Origin of the sequence: Streptomyces sp. NPDC000983 (genome assembly GCF_040299205.1) — a bacterium.
Taxonomy (GTDB): Bacteria; Actinomycetota; Actinomycetes; order Streptomycetales; family Streptomycetaceae; genus Streptomyces.
The window spans coordinates 387778-405302 of the sequence record NZ_JBEPBM010000002.1; the positions used below are offsets into that span (position 1 = coordinate 387778).

The 17525-nt window shown below is 75.0% G+C and carries 17 protein-coding genes; 7 read left to right on the forward strand and 10 right to left on the reverse strand.

Annotation, left to right across the window (positions count from 1 at the left end):
- Positions 1–6 precede the first annotated feature (6 nt).
- On the reverse strand, positions 7–1248 hold the full coding sequence (locus ABT296_RS03765) for an amidohydrolase (RefSeq protein WP_351922796.1): 1242 nt from the start codon (positions 1246–1248) through the stop codon (positions 7–9).
- A gap of 30 nt (positions 1249–1278) precedes the next feature.
- Positions 1279–1512 (reverse strand): hypothetical protein, encoded by a 234-nt coding sequence (locus tag ABT296_RS03770; protein WP_351922910.1) that lies wholly within the window; start codon positions 1510–1512, stop codon positions 1279–1281.
- Positions 1513–1635: 123 nt separating this feature from the next.
- On the opposite strand from ABT296_RS03770, the gene ABT296_RS03775 reads away from it, so the two are divergent.
- From ABT296_RS03775 to ABT296_RS03785, 3 genes are all read left to right on the forward strand, one after another.
- Positions 1636–2979, forward strand: coding sequence for a helix-turn-helix domain-containing protein (locus tag ABT296_RS03775; RefSeq protein ID WP_351922798.1), 1344 nt, complete (start codon positions 1636–1638; stop codon positions 2977–2979).
- Between the two features lie 90 nt (positions 2980–3069).
- Complete coding sequence (locus tag ABT296_RS03780) at positions 3070–4065, forward strand: permease (protein WP_351922800.1); 996 nt, start codon at positions 3070–3072, stop codon at positions 4063–4065.
- The gene (locus tag ABT296_RS03785) at positions 4062–4820 is read left to right on the forward strand and encodes a TIGR03943 family putative permease subunit (RefSeq protein WP_351922802.1); all 759 of its coding nucleotides are present in this window, start codon (positions 4062–4064) and stop codon (positions 4818–4820) included. The genes ABT296_RS03780 and ABT296_RS03785 overlap by 4 nt, the downstream gene beginning before the upstream one ends.
- Positions 4821–4854: 34 nt before the next feature.
- Here ABT296_RS03785 and ABT296_RS03790 read toward each other — a convergent pair whose 3' ends face one another.
- Together ABT296_RS03790 and ABT296_RS03795 are read right to left on the reverse strand one after the other, a co-directional pair.
- Positions 4855–5340 (reverse strand): VOC family protein, encoded by a 486-nt coding sequence (locus ABT296_RS03790; RefSeq protein ID WP_351922804.1) that lies wholly within the window; start codon positions 5338–5340, stop codon positions 4855–4857.
- 438 nt (positions 5341–5778) lie between these two features.
- Entirely contained in the window at positions 5779–6561 is a 783-nt protein-coding gene (locus ABT296_RS03795; RefSeq protein ID WP_351922806.1) for a hypothetical protein, read from the reverse strand.
- Between the two features lie 201 nt (positions 6562–6762).
- On the opposite strand from ABT296_RS03795, the gene ABT296_RS03800 reads away from it, so the two are divergent.
- Positions 6763–7728: a nucleoside hydrolase gene (locus ABT296_RS03800; protein ID WP_351922808.1), complete on the forward strand. Its 966-nt coding sequence runs from the start codon at positions 6763–6765 to the stop codon at positions 7726–7728.
- An 87-nt stretch (positions 7729–7815) separates the two neighbouring features.
- Here ABT296_RS03800 and ABT296_RS03805 read toward each other — a convergent pair whose 3' ends face one another.
- On the reverse strand, positions 7816–8751 hold the full coding sequence (locus ABT296_RS03805; RefSeq protein WP_351922810.1) for an LAETG motif-containing sortase-dependent surface protein: 936 nt from the start codon (positions 8749–8751) through the stop codon (positions 7816–7818).
- Between the two features lie 356 nt (positions 8752–9107).
- On the opposite strand from ABT296_RS03805, the gene ABT296_RS03810 reads away from it, so the two are divergent.
- A complete protein-coding gene (locus ABT296_RS03810) occupies positions 9108–10769 on the forward strand; it encodes a glycoside hydrolase family 13 protein (RefSeq protein WP_351922812.1) in 1662 nt (553 codons plus the stop codon).
- Between the two features lie 172 nt (positions 10770–10941).
- Here ABT296_RS03810 and ABT296_RS03815 read toward each other — a convergent pair whose 3' ends face one another.
- From ABT296_RS03815 to ABT296_RS03830, 4 genes are all read right to left on the reverse strand, one after another.
- Positions 10942–11787, reverse strand: a complete 846-nt coding sequence (locus tag ABT296_RS03815; RefSeq protein ID WP_351922814.1) for a DUF4097 family beta strand repeat-containing protein — start codon at positions 11785–11787, stop codon at positions 10942–10944.
- Between the two features lie 83 nt (positions 11788–11870).
- Positions 11871–12392: a hypothetical protein gene (locus ABT296_RS03820; RefSeq protein ID WP_351922816.1), complete on the reverse strand. Its 522-nt coding sequence runs from the start codon at positions 12390–12392 to the stop codon at positions 11871–11873.
- 197 nt (positions 12393–12589) lie between these two features.
- Positions 12590–13333: an ABC transporter permease gene (locus tag ABT296_RS03825; RefSeq protein ID WP_351922902.1), complete on the reverse strand. Its 744-nt coding sequence runs from the start codon at positions 13331–13333 to the stop codon at positions 12590–12592.
- Positions 13334–13418: 85 nt separating this feature from the next.
- The gene (locus ABT296_RS03830) at positions 13419–14360 is read right to left on the reverse strand and encodes an ATP-binding cassette domain-containing protein (protein WP_351922819.1); all 942 of its coding nucleotides are present in this window, start codon (positions 14358–14360) and stop codon (positions 13419–13421) included.
- A 140-nt stretch (positions 14361–14500) separates the two neighbouring features.
- Here ABT296_RS03830 and ABT296_RS03835 point away from each other — a divergent pair, with 140 nt between their 5' ends.
- A complete protein-coding gene (locus ABT296_RS03835; RefSeq protein ID WP_351922821.1) occupies positions 14501–15202 on the forward strand; it encodes a TetR/AcrR family transcriptional regulator C-terminal domain-containing protein in 702 nt (233 codons plus the stop codon).
- Between the two features lie 365 nt (positions 15203–15567).
- Positions 15568–16383, forward strand: a complete 816-nt coding sequence (locus ABT296_RS03840; RefSeq protein WP_351922823.1) for an Ig-like domain-containing protein — start codon at positions 15568–15570, stop codon at positions 16381–16383.
- Here the strand turns inward: ABT296_RS03840 and ABT296_RS03845 are convergent.
- Positions 16358–17482 carry an aminopeptidase P family protein gene (locus tag ABT296_RS03845; RefSeq protein WP_351922825.1) on the reverse strand — a complete coding sequence of 375 codons (1125 nt, stop codon included), beginning with the start codon at positions 17480–17482 and terminating at the stop codon, positions 16358–16360. The genes ABT296_RS03840 and ABT296_RS03845 overlap by 26 nt on opposite strands.
- Positions 17483–17525 lie beyond the last annotated feature (43 nt).

The window sequence follows — 17525 nt, forward strand, 5'->3', positions numbered from 1 at the left end:
CGCGCGTCAGGGCACCGACAACTGGGAGAGGGCGCCCGACACCAGGGTGCGCACCCCCGTCGGCACGGTGGCCGGGTCGGGCGCGAAGTGCGGGCTGTGGTTGCTGGGGACGTGCTGGGAGCGGCTGAGCGGGTCGTCGCCGGGCGCCGCGTCCCAGACCGCGGGCGGAGTGCTCGTCACGAACCAGTAGGAGTACGGCAGTTTGCCCTCGGCGAGGTGCGGGAAGTCCTCGCTGCCCATCGCCGGGCCGGGGTCGAAGACGGCGCCGGCGCCGAACACGCCCCGGTGGACGTCGGAGACCCGCCGGTCGGTCTCGGCGTCGTTGACGGTGACCGGGTAGGCGGCGCCGAGCGTGATCTCCGGTTCGCGCGGGCAGCCCGCGGCCAGGCACTCCCCGGCCGCCATCCGCCGGATCGCGGCGAGCATCCGGTCCCGGACCTCCTCCGACTGCGTCCGCAGGTTGAGGTCGATCCGGGCGGTGGCGGGGATGACGTTGGCCGCCGTACCGGCCTCGATCCGGCCGACCGTCAGCACCGCCTGCTCCCGCGGGGCCAGCTCCCGGCTGACGACGGTCTGCAACCGGGTCACCAGGAACGCGGCCGTGACCACCGGGTCGACGGTCGTCTCGGGGCGGGAGCCGTGCCCGCCGCGGCCGTGCACCACGATCTCCACGTCCGTCGTCGCCGACATGATCAGCCCCGGCACATGGGCGATGCCGCCCACCGGACCGGGCGCCACATGCTGGCCGAGCAGCACGTCGGGGCGCGGGAACCGGTCGTACAGGCCGTTCGCGACCATCGCCGCCGCGCCGCCGCCGGACTCCTCGGCGGGCTGGCCCACCACCACGAGCGTCCCCGACCAGGCGTCCCGGCCCGCGGCCAGCGCGGCGGCGGCCCCGGCCAGCCAGGTGACGTGCAGGTCGTGCCCGCAGGCATGCATCACGCCGTCGGTCAGCGAGGCGTACGCCAGTCCGGTCCGCTCGGTCACCGGCAGCGCGTCCATGTCGGCGCGGAGCAGCACGGTCGGCCCGGCGCCGTTGCGCAGCACGCCGACGATCCCGGTGCCGCCGACGCCCTCGGCCGTCTCGAACCCGGCCGCGCGCACCCGCGCCGCGAGCCGGGCCGCCGTGCGGTGTTCCCGGAAGGACAGCTCCGGGTGCCGGTGCAGGTCGCGGTAGAAGTCCTCCAGCTCCGGTACGGGCAGGTCGGCGGTGAGATCCAGCGCGGCGCGTGCGGCGGCAGAGGTCATACCCGCCAGGGTGTCACCGGAGGGGCGCCGTCACCACGGGGAGCCGTCGGAGGGGACGTCGCGGGAGCCGTCGGAGGAGTCCGCCACCGGGGACGCGCCGTGGCCGGTCCGGGTGGCGTCCGTCTGCTGGACCCGCTGCTCGTGGGCCGTTCCCGCCGCCCGGGCCGGGCCCGCGTTCGCGGCCAGGAGCAACGCGGCCACCGCCACTATCGCGGCGGCCGCCCCACGGACGTACCGCTCGGTCGTACTGGTGCGTTCGAGCACGGCGACCTCGCAAACCGGTGTAGTGACGTCATGTATTAAGCAGTTTTTGTAATCAGCCTTAATCCCCGGTTTAACCTAGGGGCTGACGGAGTCGAACGGCAAGAGGCGCCTGGGGAGTTGGCCATGTCGGAGCGCGACGATCCGATGACCATCGGGCGCAGGGTGCAGCAGTGGCGGGGCGAACGCGGCCTGACCCAGAAACAGTTGGCCGAACCGGCGTACACCCCCGCCTACATCTCCACCCTGGAGGCCGGCCGGGTGCGCGCCTCCGACGAGGCGCTGCGGCACATCGCCGAACGGCTCGGCGTGGCCTACGAGGAACTCGCCACCGGGCGCTCCGCCCGTCTCGTCACCGAACTGCGGCTCCAGCTCACCGGCGCCCAGCGCACCCTCGCCTCCGGCGCCACCGAGGCGGCCGCCGAGTCCTTCGCCGCCGTCCTCGCCGAGGCGGACGCCCACGCGCTGGTCGGGGAACGGGTCGCCGCCCTGCTCGGGCTCGGCGAGTGCGGCCTGGACACCGGCGACCTCGACGCCGCCCGCCGGCACTTCGAGGACGCCGAGGAAGCCCTCGCCGCCGCTCCCCTGCCGGCCCGCGTCCCGGCCCTGCGCGGGCGGGCCGTCGCCCACTACCTCGCCGGTGAACTCCGTTACGCGGTCTACCTGCTGGAGTCCACGCTCGACGAGCTGAACCGCGGCGGACTGCACGACCCCGACGCGCTGCTGCTGCTCTACGCCAGCGCGATCGGCCCGTACATGGACCTGGGCGCCCACGCCCGCGCCGCGCAGGCCGCCGAACTCGCCCTCGCCCTCGCCCCGCAGGCCGGCGACCCGGCGCTGGTGGCCCGGATGCACCGCTCGGTCGCCCGCACCCTGCTCGCCGAGGGCCGCACCGCCGAGGCCGACGCCTCCCTCGCCAAGGCCGCCGAGCTGTACCGGGGCCTGCAGATCCGCACCGAACTCGCGCACTGCCACTGGATGCGGGGGTACGTCTGCGCCCAGAACGGCGAGCTGGACCGCGCCGAGGCCGAACTGCGCGAGGCGCGGGCCATGCTCTCCGCCAAGCGGGCCGCCCTCTACACCAGCCAGGTCGTCGTGGAACTCGCCGACGTGCTGCACCGGCGCGGCAGGTCGGAGGAGGCCGCCGGACTGCTCCGCGAGGTCCTCAGCGAGCTGAGCCCCGAGCGCGGCGCGCTGCACTCCGCGGCCGCCCACCGCCTCCTCGGCATCATCGCCGAGGACGCCCGCGACACCGAGGCCGCCGAGGAGCACTACGTCCGCGCCCTGAGCCTGCTGGAGCGGGCCGGGGCCGCCGGTGACCTGGCCGACCTGTGCCGGATGCTGGGTGACCTGCTGCGCCGTACCGGACGTGTGGAGGCGGCGCTCGACGCCTACCGGACGGGTCTCGGGCACCGCACGGCCCCCGGCACCACCACCCTCGGGCCCGCGCCCGCACAGCCCCTTCTGTGACCTCTGAGGGCCGGCGCACACCCGGCCCGGTTAGCCTGCGGGGCGTACGAAGGCGAGATCCAGGCAGGATCCAGAGGCAGGGCAAGGCGCGTGGCGAATCAACGGACGGTGGTCTACGGAGGGCTGCGCGCACTCGTGTACGCCGTGGTCGGCGGGGCGGCACTGCTCGCCGTCGGCACGGTCGGCGCCGTGCTCGGGCCGATGCTCGCCCTCGACCTGTACACCCCGCCCGTCGCCGCCTGGTGGACGGTGTTCACCGCCATCACCGTGCAGGCCGTGCCCTTCCTGCTGCTCGGCACGGTGGTGTCGGCGGCGATCGGCGCCTTCGTGCCCGAGCGGGTGTTCACGAGGGTCCTGCCGCGCCGGCAGGCGGTCGCCGTGCCCGTGGCGGGAGCGGCCGGTGCCGTCCTGCCGGGCTGCGAGTGCGCGTCGGTGCCGGTGGCCGACAGCCTGATGCGGCGCGGGGTGGCACCGGCGGCGGCGCTCGCCTTCCTGCTCTCCGCGCCCGCGATCAACCCGGTGGTGCTGGTGGCCACCTCCGTCGCCTTCCCCGGCCAGCCGATGATGGTGCTGGGGCGGCTGCTCGCCTCGCTGGCCACCGCCGTCGTGATGGGCTGGCTGTGGCTGCGCTTCGGCCGCGACGAGTGGCTGAAGCGGCCCGAGCGGCCCGAGCGGCCCGCCGGCGCCGCCGCCTCCGGGCCGCGCGCCTTCGCCGCCGGGCTCCAGCACGACTTCCTGCACGCGGGCGGCTTCCTGGTGGTGGGCGCCGCCGCCGCGGCCACCTTCTCCGTCGCCGTACCGTCCTCGCTGCTGGACGTGCCCGGCTGGGCGGCCGTCCTCTTCCTCGCCCTGCTCGCCGTGGTGCTGTGCGTGTGCAGCGAGGCCGACGCCTTCGTGGCGGCCTCGCTCAGCGGCTTCTCGCCCACCGCGCGGCTGGCGTTCATGGTGGTCGGGCCGATGGTCGACCTGAAGCTGTTCGCCCTCCAGGCCGGCACCTTCGGGCGGGCCTTCGCCCTGCGGTTCTCCGCGGCGACCTGGGTGGTCGCGGTGACCGCGAGCGCGCTGACGGGGTGGTGGCTGCTGTGAGGAGACACGGACCGGCCGTCCTGCTGCTGCTCACCGGTGGAGCGATCCTGCGGATCTCCCTGTTCGGCGAGTTGTACCTGCGCTACGTCCAGGCCGGACTGCGGCCCTACCTGGTCGTGTCGGGCGCGGCGCTGGTCGCGCTGGGCACGGTGTCCGTGGCGCTGGGCCTGCGGGCGGGGCGCGAGGAGGACGAGGCGGACGCGCAGGACGCGGACGCGCAGGACGGCGGGCACGAGGGGCACTCCGGGCGGCACGGGCACGGGCACGGGGTCGCCTGGCTGCTCGCCCTTCCCGCGCTCGCGCTGCTGCTGTTCCCGCCGCCCCCGCTCGGTTCCTACAGCGCCGAGCGGGAGGCGGCCGCGCGGGCCTCCCAGGGCGTCGGCACCTTTCCGGCGCTGCCCTCGGGCGACCCGGTGACGCTGACGCTCGGGGAGTTCGCCTCCCGGGCCGTCTACGACAGCGAGCGGTCGCTGACCGGCCGCACGGTCCGGCTCACCGGGTTCGTCACCCACGACGCCGACGGCTGGTACGTCACCCGGCTGCAGATCGCCTGCTGCGCCGCCGACGCGGCGACCGCCAAGGCCCGTGTCCGGGGCGCGGACGCCCCGCCCGACGACACCTGGATCACCGTCACCGGAACCTGGCACCCCGAGGGGAGCCCGGGCTCGGAGGCCGCCTGGCCGCCGGTCGTGGACGCGGACGCGGACGGCGTCGAGCGGATCGCCGAGCCGGCCAACCCCTACGAGAAGCGGTGAGCGCGTCCCGGCCGGGCCCCGGCCGCGTCCTGGCTCAGGGCCGGGCGTAGGGGCGGGTCATGATCTCCATGTTGTGGCCGTCGGGGTCGTCGAAGTAGGCGCCCCGGCCGCCGAACAGGGTGTTGATCCTGCCGGGGTCGGTGTGGCCGGGGTCGGCGTAGTAGGTCACCCCGAGCGCCTCCAGACGGGCGGTCATGGCGTCGAACTCCTCGTCGGGCACGAGGAAGGCGTAGTGCTGCGACTGGATCGGCTCGTCCCGCGTCTCGTAGTAGTCGAGGGTCACGCCGTTGCCCAGGTCGACGGGGAGGAACGGCCCGAAGGGGGCGCCGACGGCCAGCCCGAGGACGGCGGCGATGAACTCGGCCGACAGCCGCCGGTCGGAGGCGAGGACGGCGGTGTGGTTCAGCTGGACGGCGGTGGGGCCGGCGGGGGCGGGCGGGTGCCGCCGGTCGGGGGCGGCTCGGGGTGCCGGGCGGGGCGTGGGGCGAGGTGTGGGGCGGGGTGCGCTGTCGGGTGCCATGCGGAAGGTGTCTCCTGGTCCGGGATCCGGTGGGAAGCGCGCGGGGCGCTGGGAACGGGAACAGGAGAAGGGGGCGGCGCTCTGGCCCGCCCGGGGCTCATGCCCGGGCCGGGAGCCCCGCTCGTGCATGGCCCATGGCCGACCCGGCAGTCACCCGGCCGAACCTAGCCGGGACCGGTGTCCGGCGGCAACGCCTTTCCCGGCGCGGGCGCGGGCGTGGGCCGTGGCCGGGGCGTTGCGGACGGCGGGGCAGCGATCGCGGCCACCGCGGCCACCGCGGCCGGTGGGTCCACTGCGGTCCTCACGGCCACCGCGGCCGGTGGGTCCACTCCCGCCGGTGGGTCCACTGTGGCCACCGGGGTCGGCGCGGTCGGTGCGGCCCTCGTGGCCATCGCGGTCGGTGCGGCCCGTGCCGCCGGGCGGGCCGGGGCGTACGGCCTACACCTGGGCGCGTCCCTGTCTGCGTACCTCCGCCAGCCGCTGGGCGCCCACCTCCGCCGTCGCCCAGGTCGCGTCGCCCGGGACCTCGCCCAGGCCGCCGTTGGTGAAGACGATGACGTCCCCGCCGACCCGGACGACCGCGAGGTCCAGGGTGAGGGTCGTCCAGTCGCCGTCGGGGTTCGCCACCGCCAACCCCATCCGCAGGGCCTGACGGGCGTCCCCCGCCTCGGGGAGTTCCATCTCGAAGACCTTGGCGTACTGCGTCCTGCCCGTCGCGTTCACCGCCGTGAACTCGGCGCACTTGCGCGGCAGGGACTTCAGCCAGGCCAGGGTGCGGTCCACCTCCTTCGCCGGGTGGTCCACCACCTGGTACCGGATCTGCGCCCCGTCCCAGTCGTCGTCGAGGCCGGTCACGGCGCGGGTCCGGGCGTCCGGCCCGAAGAACTGCTCGGCGTAGAGGGAGTCCAGCAGCCGTCGGCAGTCGGCCTTGCGGGTGGTCGCCTTGAGCATGCTGTCCCGCCAGGTGGCCGCGCCCCGGGTCGCCGCCCAGGGTTCGCCGAGGTCCGCCTCGGTGATCAGGGCCGCCTGGGCCTGCGCCTCGGTGAGGGCGGGAGCGGACGCCGGGGAGGGGGCGGCGCCGGTCGCGGAGGCCGAGGGGGCGGCGGACGCCGGGGTCTTCGCGGCGGGCTCCGGCCCGAGGGCACCGCAGGAGGTCACCGTCAGCAGGGTGCCCAGGGCGAGGGCGGGGACGGTCAGGACGCGGGCCGGGGGTCGGGGCATCGGAGGGTCTCCTGGGGGCCGGGGCGGGGCAGCCGTGATCGGGGTGCGTGCTTTCAAGGCACCACCGCGCACCGCCGTACACCAGTGCGCCGGTCCGTCCGGGTGAGGGCGCTCGCGGGGCCGAACCCCGGGCGGCTGCGTAAGGTCGGTGGCGGAACGCCGTACGCCCGTCCGCGCCCGCCCGCCGTAGAGGGAGCACCCGTGACCGGTCAGCCCATTCCGGTGATCATCGACTGCGACACCGGTGTCGACGACGCCCTGGCCCTGCTGTTCGCCGTCCGGCATCCGGGGATCGACCTGCGGGCGGTGACCTGCGTGGCGGGGAACACCGACATCGACGGCGTCGTCCGCAACACGCTCACCGTGCTGGAGATCGCGGGGGCCGGGGACGTCCCGGTCGCGCGGGGTGCCGAGCGGCCGCTGATCGAGCCGGTGCGCACCGCCGACCATGTGCACGGGCGGGACGGGATGGGCGACCTGGGCCTGCCGGCGCCGGTCCGGCGCCCGGTGGAGCTGGACGCGGTGTCGCTGCTGCGCCGGGAGATCCTGGCCTCGCCCGAACCGGTCACGCTGGTGCCGACCGCGCCGCTGACCAACATCGCGCTGCTGCTGCGTACGCACCCGGAGGTGGTCCGCAACATCGAGCGGATCGTGTTCATGGGCGGGGCGGTGGAGACCGGGAACGCCACCCCGGTCGCGGAGTTCAACGTGTGGCACGACCCCGAGGCCGCGGCGATCCTGCTCACCGCCGGGGTGCCGATCACCATGTACGGCCTGGACGTGTTCCAGCGGGTGCTGGTCCCGGGCGCGGACGTGCAGCGGCTGAGGGAGAGCGCCGAGCCGCGGCTGCGGCTGGCCGGTGAGCTGCTCGCCCACCGTCCCGCCTCGCCGTACGCCGACGGTGACGACCCGTCCGGCGGGCTGGGGGACGCGGGCGCGGTCTGCGCGGTCGTCGACCCGGGCGGCATCACCACCCGGCTGCTGCCCGTCGAGGTGTCCCTCGCCCCGGGGCCGACCCGCGGTCAGACGATCGTCGACCGGCGGGCGCGGCCCGGGGAGGCGGAGATCCACCACGGGGAGCGGGACCTGTTCCTGGCGCATGTCGCGCTGGACGTCGACGTCGAGCGGTACGTGAAGCTGTGGCTGTCGGCCGTGGAGGGCGAGTAGCGGCGCCTGCCGGTGGGAGGGGAGGCGCGTGGCCGCCGTCCGTCCGGCGGGGGCGGACCGGTCGGTCCGCCCCCGCCGTGCACGGGATCAGGCCCGGGTGGAGCGGCGCCTGCGCGTCGCCAGCACGATGGCCGCGCCGCCCGCGAGGAGCACGGCCGCGCCGATGGTCACCGGGAGGGTGCTGCCGTCGGCGCCGGTCTCGGCGAGGTCGCCACCGCCGTTGGGGGTCGGCGCCGGGGCGTCGGTGGAGCCGGCCGGGGTCGGCTCGGCGGGGGTCTGTGAGGCCGGGGGTTCCTCGGTCGCAGGCTCCGTGGCCGGGGTGTCGGTCCCCGGGGTCTCCTCGGCCGGGGTCGTCTCCTCGGGCTCCGAGGGGCTCGGGGAGGCCGGCGGCTCGCTCGGCTCCGTGGTGCAGTCCTTCGTACCGCCGTTCCAGGCCGCGATCAGCTTGTCCTTGATGACCGGGCGGTCCGGGCCCTTGGGCACGTCGCCGTGGACGAAGCCGTCCTCGGCGTCGAGGTCGCCGTCGAACTTCACCGCACCGCGGTAGAGGTCGACCTGGGCGAAGCAGCCCGCGTCGGGCACCGCGATGTCGAGGGACTCGGTCTGGCCGGGCTTGACCGTGACGGAGTCGAAGTCGACGAAGACCTGCTCGCCGGAGGTGGCGAAGGTCGGGCCGTGGGCGAGGTAGGAGGCGAGGGAGGCGGTGCAGGTGGCGGCGTCGCCGGCGGTGCGGACCTTGATGTGGACCTTGCCGTCGTCGGTGGGCCTCAGGTTCTGGTCGTCGACCTTCACCGAGTCGAAGAAGCCGTTGCCGTCGAGCGAGAACTGGCACTTGTCGGTGGCGGTCTCGGTCCCCGCACCCGTGCCCGGCTGGTACTGGCCGCCCGACGTCCAGCCGTCGCCGCCCGGAGAGCCGTGGGCGTGGGCGCCGGAGGCGGCGGCGACAGTGGCGGCGCACAGGGCGAGCGACACGGCGCCCGTCCCGAGCAGCCGACGACCGATGACACGTCTCGCTATGGACATGCGGTTCCCCATCTTGGCTTGAAGCAGAACCCGGCCGACGGCAGGCGGGCAGCGCGCAGCGGCGGCGGGGCCGTGCCGTGCCGGGGTGGTGGTCGAAGAAACACTGGGCTCATTGGTCACATGTGCCACAGCGCTCCGCCCATGGTGATCGCGCCCCTGACCCCCTGTCAACCTGCGGGAACACACTTGGAGTTCACGCTTCCACACCATTTCGCCACACAGGGAATCATCTGCTCCGCAAGCGGACGGGGCCGCTCGCCGGGCGCCGGGAGGTTCGCCGGAGGTTCACTTTTCCGGCGATCTGGACAGAGTCCTGAGTGCCGTCCTTCCGCCCTCCGTCCCGCAGGGGAGACCGAGTGACCGTCCGCCGCACCGCGCCCGACCTCTCCGGCAAGGATCCGAACTGGTGGCGGCAGGCCGTCGTCTACCAGGTCTATCCCCGCAGCTTCGCCGACGCCGACGGCGACGGCCTCGGGGACCTGCGCGGGGTGACCGAACGGCTCGGGCACCTCGCCGGGCTCGGCGTCGACGCCCTGTGGCTCAGCCCCTTCTACCCGTCCGAACTCGCCGACGGCGGCTACGACATCGCCGACCACCGCGCCGTCGACCCGCGGCTGGGCACCCTGGACGACTTCGACGCCATGGTCGAGGAGGCCCACCGGCTCGGGCTGAAGGTCGTGGTCGACATCGTGCCCAACCACACCTCCCACCGGCACGTCTGGTTCGAGCGGGCGCTCGCCGACGGACCCGGCTCGGCCGCCCGGGAGCGGTACGTCTTCCGCGACGGGCGCGGCCCGCACGGTGAACTCCCGCCCACCGACTGGCAGTCCGTGTTCGGCGGCAGCGCCTGGCGGCGGGTTCCGGACGGGCAGTGGTACCTCCATCTGTTCGCGTCCGAGCAGCCCGACCTGAACTGGGCCCACGACGAGGTGCGGGCCGACTTCCGCACCACCCTGCGCTTCTGGGCCGACCGCGGCGTCGACGGATTCCGGGTGGACGTCGCGCACGCCCTCGCCAAGGACCTCGCCGAGCCGCTGCGCGACCTCGGCGCCCCCGAGCCCGGCGAGGAGATCCTGGACCGGATGCCACCGGGGACCCACCCGTTCTACGACCGCGACGAGGTCCACGAGATCTACCGCGACTGGCGCCGCGTCCTCGACGACTACTCCCCGCCCCGCACGGCCGTCGCCGAAGCCTGGGTGCCCGGGCCCCGCCGCGTCCTGTACGCCCGCCCGGAGGAACTCGGCCAGGCGTTCAACTTCGAGTACCTGCAAACCGGTTGGGACGCCGGACGGCTGCGCCGGGTCATCGGCGGATCGCTCGCCGAAGCGCGTGCCGCGGGCGCCTCGGCCACCTGGGTGCTCTCCAACCACGACGTCGTGCGGCACGCCTCCCGGCTGATGCTCCCGCCGGGCACCGACGACAACGCCTGGCTGCTGTCCGGCGGACACGCCCCGGCCGTGGACCGGGCGGCGGGCCTGCGCCGGGCGCGGGCGGCCACCCTGCTGATGCTGGCACTGCCGGGCTCGTCGTACCTCTACCAGGGCGAGGAGCTGGGGCTGCCCGAGGTCGCCGACCTGCCCGTGGCCGTGCTCCAGGACCCGATCTGGGAACAGACCGGACACGTCCGCAAGGGCCGCGACGGATGCCGGGTCCCGCTGCCCTGGACGTCCGGCGGCCCCTCGTACGGCTTCGGCGCGGGCGGCGCCTGGCTGCCGCAGCCCGAGTGGTTCGCGGGTCTGTCCGCCGAGGCGCAGGACGGGGTGGAGGGGTCGACCCTGGAGTTCTACCGGCGCGCGCTGCGACTGCGCCGCAAGCTGCTGGAGGGGGAGGAACTGACCTGGGACGACGACGCTCCCGACGGGGTGCTCCGGTTCGCCCGGTCGGACGGGTGGCGGTGCGTGGCCAACCTGTCGGGGGCCGCGGTGCCGCTCCCGCCCGGTGAAGTCGTCCTCTCCAGCGCCCCGTTGGAGGCGGACGGACGCCTGGGGCCGGACACGACGGTGTGGCTCACCTAGGGCCCTTCTGATGGATCTCCGTGGCGTCGCGTCGCCCGGCACGTACGCTCGGCGCACGGCGCGAAGGGACAGGTGGCTCCGCCACATGACCCTCCACGCCGCACACCGATCGCACGCACCGAACGCCGCTCCTCCTCCCACGGAGATCCATCAGAAGGGCCCTAGGCCGGTCTCAGTCCTTCGCGCGCAGGATGTCGATGTTGCCGTACCGGGTGCGGGCGCGGACCTCGACGGTGTCCCGGGCGTCCTCCGGGGCGTCGGACGCGGTCAGCCTGTTGCGGACCTGTCCGGAGCTGGCGTTGACGTCGAGCCAGGCGGCGGAGCCCTCGCGGATTCCGACCTCGACGGCGCCGTAGGCGGTCTCCACATGGACGGTGCCCCGGGCGACGTGGGCCACGCGCACGGTGCCCTGGGCGGTGGTCGCCGAGACCGAGCTCTCGGCGCGCGCGATGTCGATGTCGCCCTGGCTGTTGCGGACGCGCAGGTCGCCGGTGACCGTGCCGACGGCGGTGGTGCCGTGGGAGTTCTTCAGGACGGCGGTGCCGTCGACGCTGCCGACGCGCATGCTGCCGGTGCTGGTGGTGACCTCGGCCGGGCCCTCGACCCGGCCCACGGTGATCGAGCCGTGCGAGGCGGTCAGCCGGAGCGGTCCGGTGGTGTCGAGGCGGACGTCGCCCGAGGAGGTCTTCGCCCTCACCTCGCCCAGCCGGCCCTCGCCGAGCACCTGCGCCCACGAGCCGGTCACGTCGACGCCCGAGCCGGTGGGCAGCTCCACCGTCACGTCGACGGTGCCGGAGCGGCGCAGCGCGTTGCGGTGCTTGGGCGTCCGCACGGTCAGCGTGCCGCCGGCGAAGGTGACCTCGGTCTGTTCGGCGTCCCGCACGTCCCGGTCCTTCTTCGGGTCGCGGGGCACCACCTCGACGACGGTGTCGGCGCGGTCCCCCGCGCTGAAGCGGATGGAACCGGCCTCCACCTGGGCGATGACGGAGATCGGGGCCGGGGTGTCGAAAGCGGGCATGGCGGTACCGTCCTCTGGGGTCCTTGGGGCGTCCTCGCAGGTGGGACGCGGTGGGTGAGGGGTGGCGCGGCGGGCGGGCGCGGTCAGCGCACCCACCCCGTGAAGCTCTGTCCGACGGTGTGGCCCGGGCCGGCCGGGCGGGGCCGGGCGCCGCCGCCCTCGACGGCGGTCGAGACGGCCCGTACGAGCCAGGCGTTGACCGACAGGCCCTCGCGGCTCGCGGCCTCCTCGGCGCGGGCCTTGAGGTGGGCCGGCAGGCGCAGGTTGACGCGGGCGGTGCCGCCCTCGTCGCCCTCGGCCGGGACCGGGGCGGGGAGCGGCTCGGCGAGGGCGAAGGGCTCCGCGGGGGCGGGGCTCTCGGCGGGCGGCAGGGAGACGACGAAGTCGGGGTCGAGCCCGCGCAGCCGTACGTCGACCGAGCCGGGGGCGAGTTCGCGGGTGATCTCGTCCATGGCCGCGGAGAGGACGTTGAGCATGGTCAGCCTGGTCGCCGACTCCAGGGGCGCGGTGAGCCGCTCGGCCAGCTCGCGGGCTTCCTCGCCGCCGGCCTCGGCGGCCACCGCGAGTTCGCGGCGGAGGTTGTCGACGTAGGGAGTGAGGTCCATGACGCCATCTTGGCACCATCGTGGCGCTATATGCAAGTGTTGGTGCCATGATTTGGCGCCTGATGGCACCGAGTGGCATCGCGTGGCGTCGGCGTGCCGCATGCAAGGGCGCGCCGCCGACCGGGGTGCGGTCGGCGGCGCATGGAGGTGGGCCGGGCTGCGGGCGGCGCGGCCGTCCGGAGCCCGGCCCTCTGGGGTCAGGCCCTCCGGAAGGACGCCCGCGCCCACAGGTACCCCGTCGCGGCCAGCCCCGCGCACCAGGCCAGCGCGGTCCAGGCGTCGTTGCCGATCGGGGTGCCGAGGAGCAGGCCGCGCAGGGTCTCGTTGACCGGGGTGAAGGGCTGGTACTCGGCGAACCAGCGCAGCCCGGCCGGCATCGAGTCCGGGGTGACGACCGCGCTGCCGAGGAAGGGCAGGAAGGTCAGGGGGGTGGGCGCGTTGCTGGCGGCCTCGACGGTCCTGGCGCGCAGCCCCATCGCGGCCGACAGCCAGCTCAGGCCGAAGGCGAGGAGCAGCAGCAGACCGAGGGCGGCCGCCCATTCGACGGCGGTGGCGTTCGGGCGGAAGCCGACGGCGAAGGCGATCCCGACGACCAGGACGAGGATCAGGGCGACCTGGACCATGTTGCCGAGGACGTGCCCGGTGAGCACCGAGCCGCGGGAGATCGCCATGGTGCGGAAGCGGTTGACGATCCCCTCCGTCATGTCGGTGCACACCGACACCGCGACCGAGATGGTGCCCGAGGTCACCGCCATGAGGATGATCCCGGGGACCACGTAGTTGGTGTAGTCGCCGCGGTCCCCGGCGCCGATGCCCGCGCCGATCGCGCCGCCGAAGACGTACACGAACAGCAGCATGATCAGGACCGGCATCGCGACGATCGCGACGGTCATCGAGGGGTAGCGCCGCATGTGCGTGAGATTGCGGCGGAGCATCGTCATCGCGTCCCGGAAGGCGTAGGAGCGGACGGCGGCGGGCGCGGTGGTGGCGGTGGTCACTGGGGCTCTCCTTGGGTGTGAAGGGGGTTCACGCGGCCGGGACCGGGCGCGGCTTCTCCGTCAGGGCCAGGAACACGTCGTCCAGGTCCGGGGTGTGGACGGTGAGGGACTCGGCCGTGATCCCGGAGGCGTCCAGCAGGTCCAGCACCGCCCGCAGGCCCGAGATGTCCCCGTCGCTCGGGACGTGCAGGGCGAGTTCCTCGTCGTCGCGGGTGCCGACGCCGAAGGCCCGGGCCGCCGCGTCGAGCCCCGCCGGGTCCGTGAACCCCAGCCGGATGTGGCTGCCGGGGACGCGCCGCTTGAGCGTGTCGGCGGTGCCCTCGGCGACGATGCGGCCGCCGTCGAGGACCGCGATGCGGTCGGCGAGCCGGTCGGCCTCCTCCAGGTACTGGGTGGTGAGCAGGATCGTGATGCCCCGGTCGTCGACCAGGCCGCGGATGATCTCCCACAGGGTCCGCCGGCTGCGCGGGTCGAGGCCGGTGGTGGGCTCGTCGAGGAAGATGACCCGCGGCTCGCCGACCAGGGTCATCGCGAGGTCGAGCTTGCGGCGCATGCCGCCGGAGAAGGTGGCCGCCGGCTTGCCGGCCGCCTCGGTCAGGTCGAAGCGCTCCAGCAGTTCGGCGCTGCGGCGGCGGCCCTCGCGGCGGTCGAGGTGCTCCAGGTCCGCCATCAGCAGCAGGTTCTCCTCCGCCGTCAGCAGTCCGTCCACCGCGGCGAACTGGCCCGTCACGCCGATCGCCCGGCGCACCTCCTCGGCCTGCCGGCGCACGTCGAACCCGGCGACCCGGGCCTGCCCGCCGTCGGCCCGGATCAGCGTGGAGAGGATCTGGACGGTGGTGGTCTTGCCCGCGCCGTTCGGGCCGAGCAGGGCGAACACGGACGCCTCGGGGACGGTCAGGTCGACCCCGTCGAGGACGAGCTTGTCGCCGTAGGACTTGCGCAGGCCCTGGGCGGAGATGGAGGTCGTCATGGTGGTCTTCCCCTGTCCGATCCGACTTTTACGCCGTTCAACCGCGGCGACTTGCACACCGTAAAAGAAGACTTGCACGATGTGCAAGTCCCTTGCGTCGAGGAGTTTTACGGTGTGCAAGTCGCAGGTACGCTGAGGCCATGGGACGCGAGACGCTGAACCGGGAACAGATCGTCGGCGCGGCGATCGAACTGCTCGACGCCGAGGGCGAGGACGGCCTGAGCATGCGCAAGCTCGGCCAGCGGCTGGGCTCCGCGGCGACGGCCATGTACTGGCACGTCGGCAACAAGGAGAACCTCCTCGCGCTCGCCGCCGACGAGGTCTGGCACGAGCTGCCGCTGCCGGACCCCGGCGCGCTCGGCTGGCGGGAAGCGGCCCGCCGGATGATGTACGACCTGAAGGCGCTCAGCGCCCGGCACCCCTGGCTGATGCGCGTGGTGCACACCCACTTCGCCTACGGCGAGGGCATGGCCCGCTACCAGGACACCGGGTACGCGATCTTCGAGGCGGCCGGGTTCTCCGGCTGGGAGCTGGACCACGCGGTGAACACCACGTCCACGTTCGTCATCGGCACCTCCCTGATGGACCAGACCGAGGCGTCCCGGCTCAAGGAGCGCGCCGCGCCGGGCCGGGACAAGGGCACGGAGACCGTCGACGAGGCGGAGGCCGAGGCCCTCGCCGGGGCGGAGGCCATCGCCTCGAAGTACCCGCGGCTGGCCGCCCGGCTCGCCGAGCACCACGGCAGCGACCCGGCCGCCATGGCCGAGCGGGCGTTCGCGTACGGCGTGGAGGCGATCCTGGACGGCCTCCAGACGCGGCTGGGTCCGACGCCCGGGCGGTGACCCCCGACGGGTCGCCCCGGTGTCCGGGCCGTGCCCCCGGGGCTGCCCGGGCCGCTCCGGAGCGCAGCCCTCGGCTGCCCGCGTGGCGGCCCGCCGTCCGGTCCGCGGTCGCGGCCAAGGGGTCCGGGCGGGCGGAGGGCCGTGTGCCCGGCGGGGCCGGCCGGTTCGGCGCCGCCCGCGTCCGGACGGGTGGTACGACCCGGGCGGGTCGGCCGTACGGCCGAGCAGCGAGGGCGGGGCGGGCGGCGGGTCGTGAGAATCGCAGGCGGGGGCGGTGCGTCCACCACGCGCCCGCCTCGCGCAGGCCACGCGTCCCCCACGCGCCCGCCCTGTGTCCGCTCGGTCCGGGAGGAGCTTTGCCGACGATGAACAGGCTCAGCAGGTCCGCGTCCGCCGCCCTCGCGGCCGCCGTACTGACCGCCCTGGCCGCACTCCCGGGGCGGGCCGCCGCGCTGGACGGCCCGGAGCTGTGGGGTGCCGTGACGATCCCGCCCGGCCGGGAGGGCGTCGTCGAGATCTCCGGGTACTCCGGGCCCGCCCTCGGCGTCGGCTCGGCGCTGACGCTGACCCCGCCCGAGGGGACCCGCGTCACGGGCGTACCCCTGGCCGGCGACGGCTACCGCGGGGCCGTGGCCCCCGGCGGGCGCGAGGGCACGTACACCTTCACCGGCGCCCCGGAGGGCGGGCCCCGGCGGGAGCGGGGCCTGCCGTTCGTACTGGCCGTCCCCGCGGACGCGGCACCCGGCACCCGGCTCGCCGGCTGCGCGACGGTGCTGACGGACGGGCGGGGAGCGCCCCGCGGTGGGGGCACCTGCGCGGTGACCGTCGGCATGCCCGTGCCGACGCTGCTGCCGCCCCCGCCGGGCGCCGTCCTCGACGCGCGCCCCGAGATCTCCGGGACCGCGCACCCCGGCGCGCAGCTCACCGTCAAGGACGCCCGGGACGCCGAGGTCTGCGCCACCACCGCGGACCCCCGGGGCGTCTGGTCCTGCGACCCCGCCCTCCCGCTCGCCCCCGGACCGGGCACGCTCCGGGCGACCGCCACCCTGGGCGGTGTCACGGCGACGAGCGCGCCGGTCGCGGTCACCGTCGAGGGGCGGCCCGGCGGCACCGGCCCGGCCCCGGCCGGCGACGGGGTCAACGAGGGCCGGGCCCTCACTCCACGAACGCCATCTCCCTGACGGTGTCGTTGAGCCGGCGCCCGCCGTCCTCCGTGCAGGTCACGATGTCCTCGATCCGCACCCCGAACCGGCCCGGCAGATAGATCCCCGGCTCGATCGAGAAGCACATCCCCGGCACCAGCGGCAGCTCCTCGCCCTCGACCATGTACGGCGGCTCGTGGGTGGTGACGCCGATGCCGTGCCCGGTGCGGTGGATGAAGTACTCGCCGTACCCGGCGGCGTCGATCACCCCGCGCGCCACCCGGTCGATCTCCTGGCAGGCCACCCCGGGCCGGACCGCCTCGAAGGCGGCCTGCTGGGCCTCCCGCACGACGTCGTGGACCCGCCGCTCCTCGTCCGTCGCCGGGCCGACGTGGACGGTGCGGGTGGTGTCGGACCCGTAGCCGTCCCGGAGCCCGCCGAAGTCGAGGACCACCATGTCGCCCCGCTCGATGGTCCGTTCGCCGGCCTCGTGGTGGGGGTTGGCGCCGTTCGGGCCGGAGCCGACGACCGTGAAGTCGACCTGGCTGTGGCCGTGTTCGCGCAGCAGCCGGGCGAGGTCGGCGGCCACCTCGGTCTCCCGGCGCCCGGCGAACCGCACGGAGAGGATCTCCTCGTAGGTGGCGTCCGCGGCGGCGCCCGCGCCCGCGAGCCGGGCCACCTCGTGCTCGTCCTTCACCGCGCGGAGCATCGGCAGCACCGTCGTCAGCGCCCGGTAGGCGGTCTGCGGCAGCGCCTCCTGAAGGCCCAGCAGATGCAGGGACCAGGTCGAGTCGGAGACGCCGTACCGGCCGTGCGGGCGGAGCATCCCGGCGGCCACCGCGTACGGGTCCTGGCCGTCCCGCCAGTCCGCCAGGCGCAGGGCGCCCGCGCCGGGCGCGCCCGCGGCGTCCGGGTGCTCCAGCGCCGGCACCAGCAGCCGGGGCTCGGACTCGGGGGTGAGGACGAGGAGGGTCAGCCGCTCGGTGATCGCGGTCGGGCGGTAGCCGCACAGCCACGTCAGGTCCGGGCCCGGGGTGACCAGGAGCCCGGCGAGACCCGCGTCGACGGCGTCCCGGGTGGCCCGGGCCATGCGTTCCGCGTGGTCGTGCTCGGTGAAGGCGGCCGGTGCGTCGCTCATGATCGGAAACCCCATCGCCGTGGTCTGCGCTGACGTCTTCCAT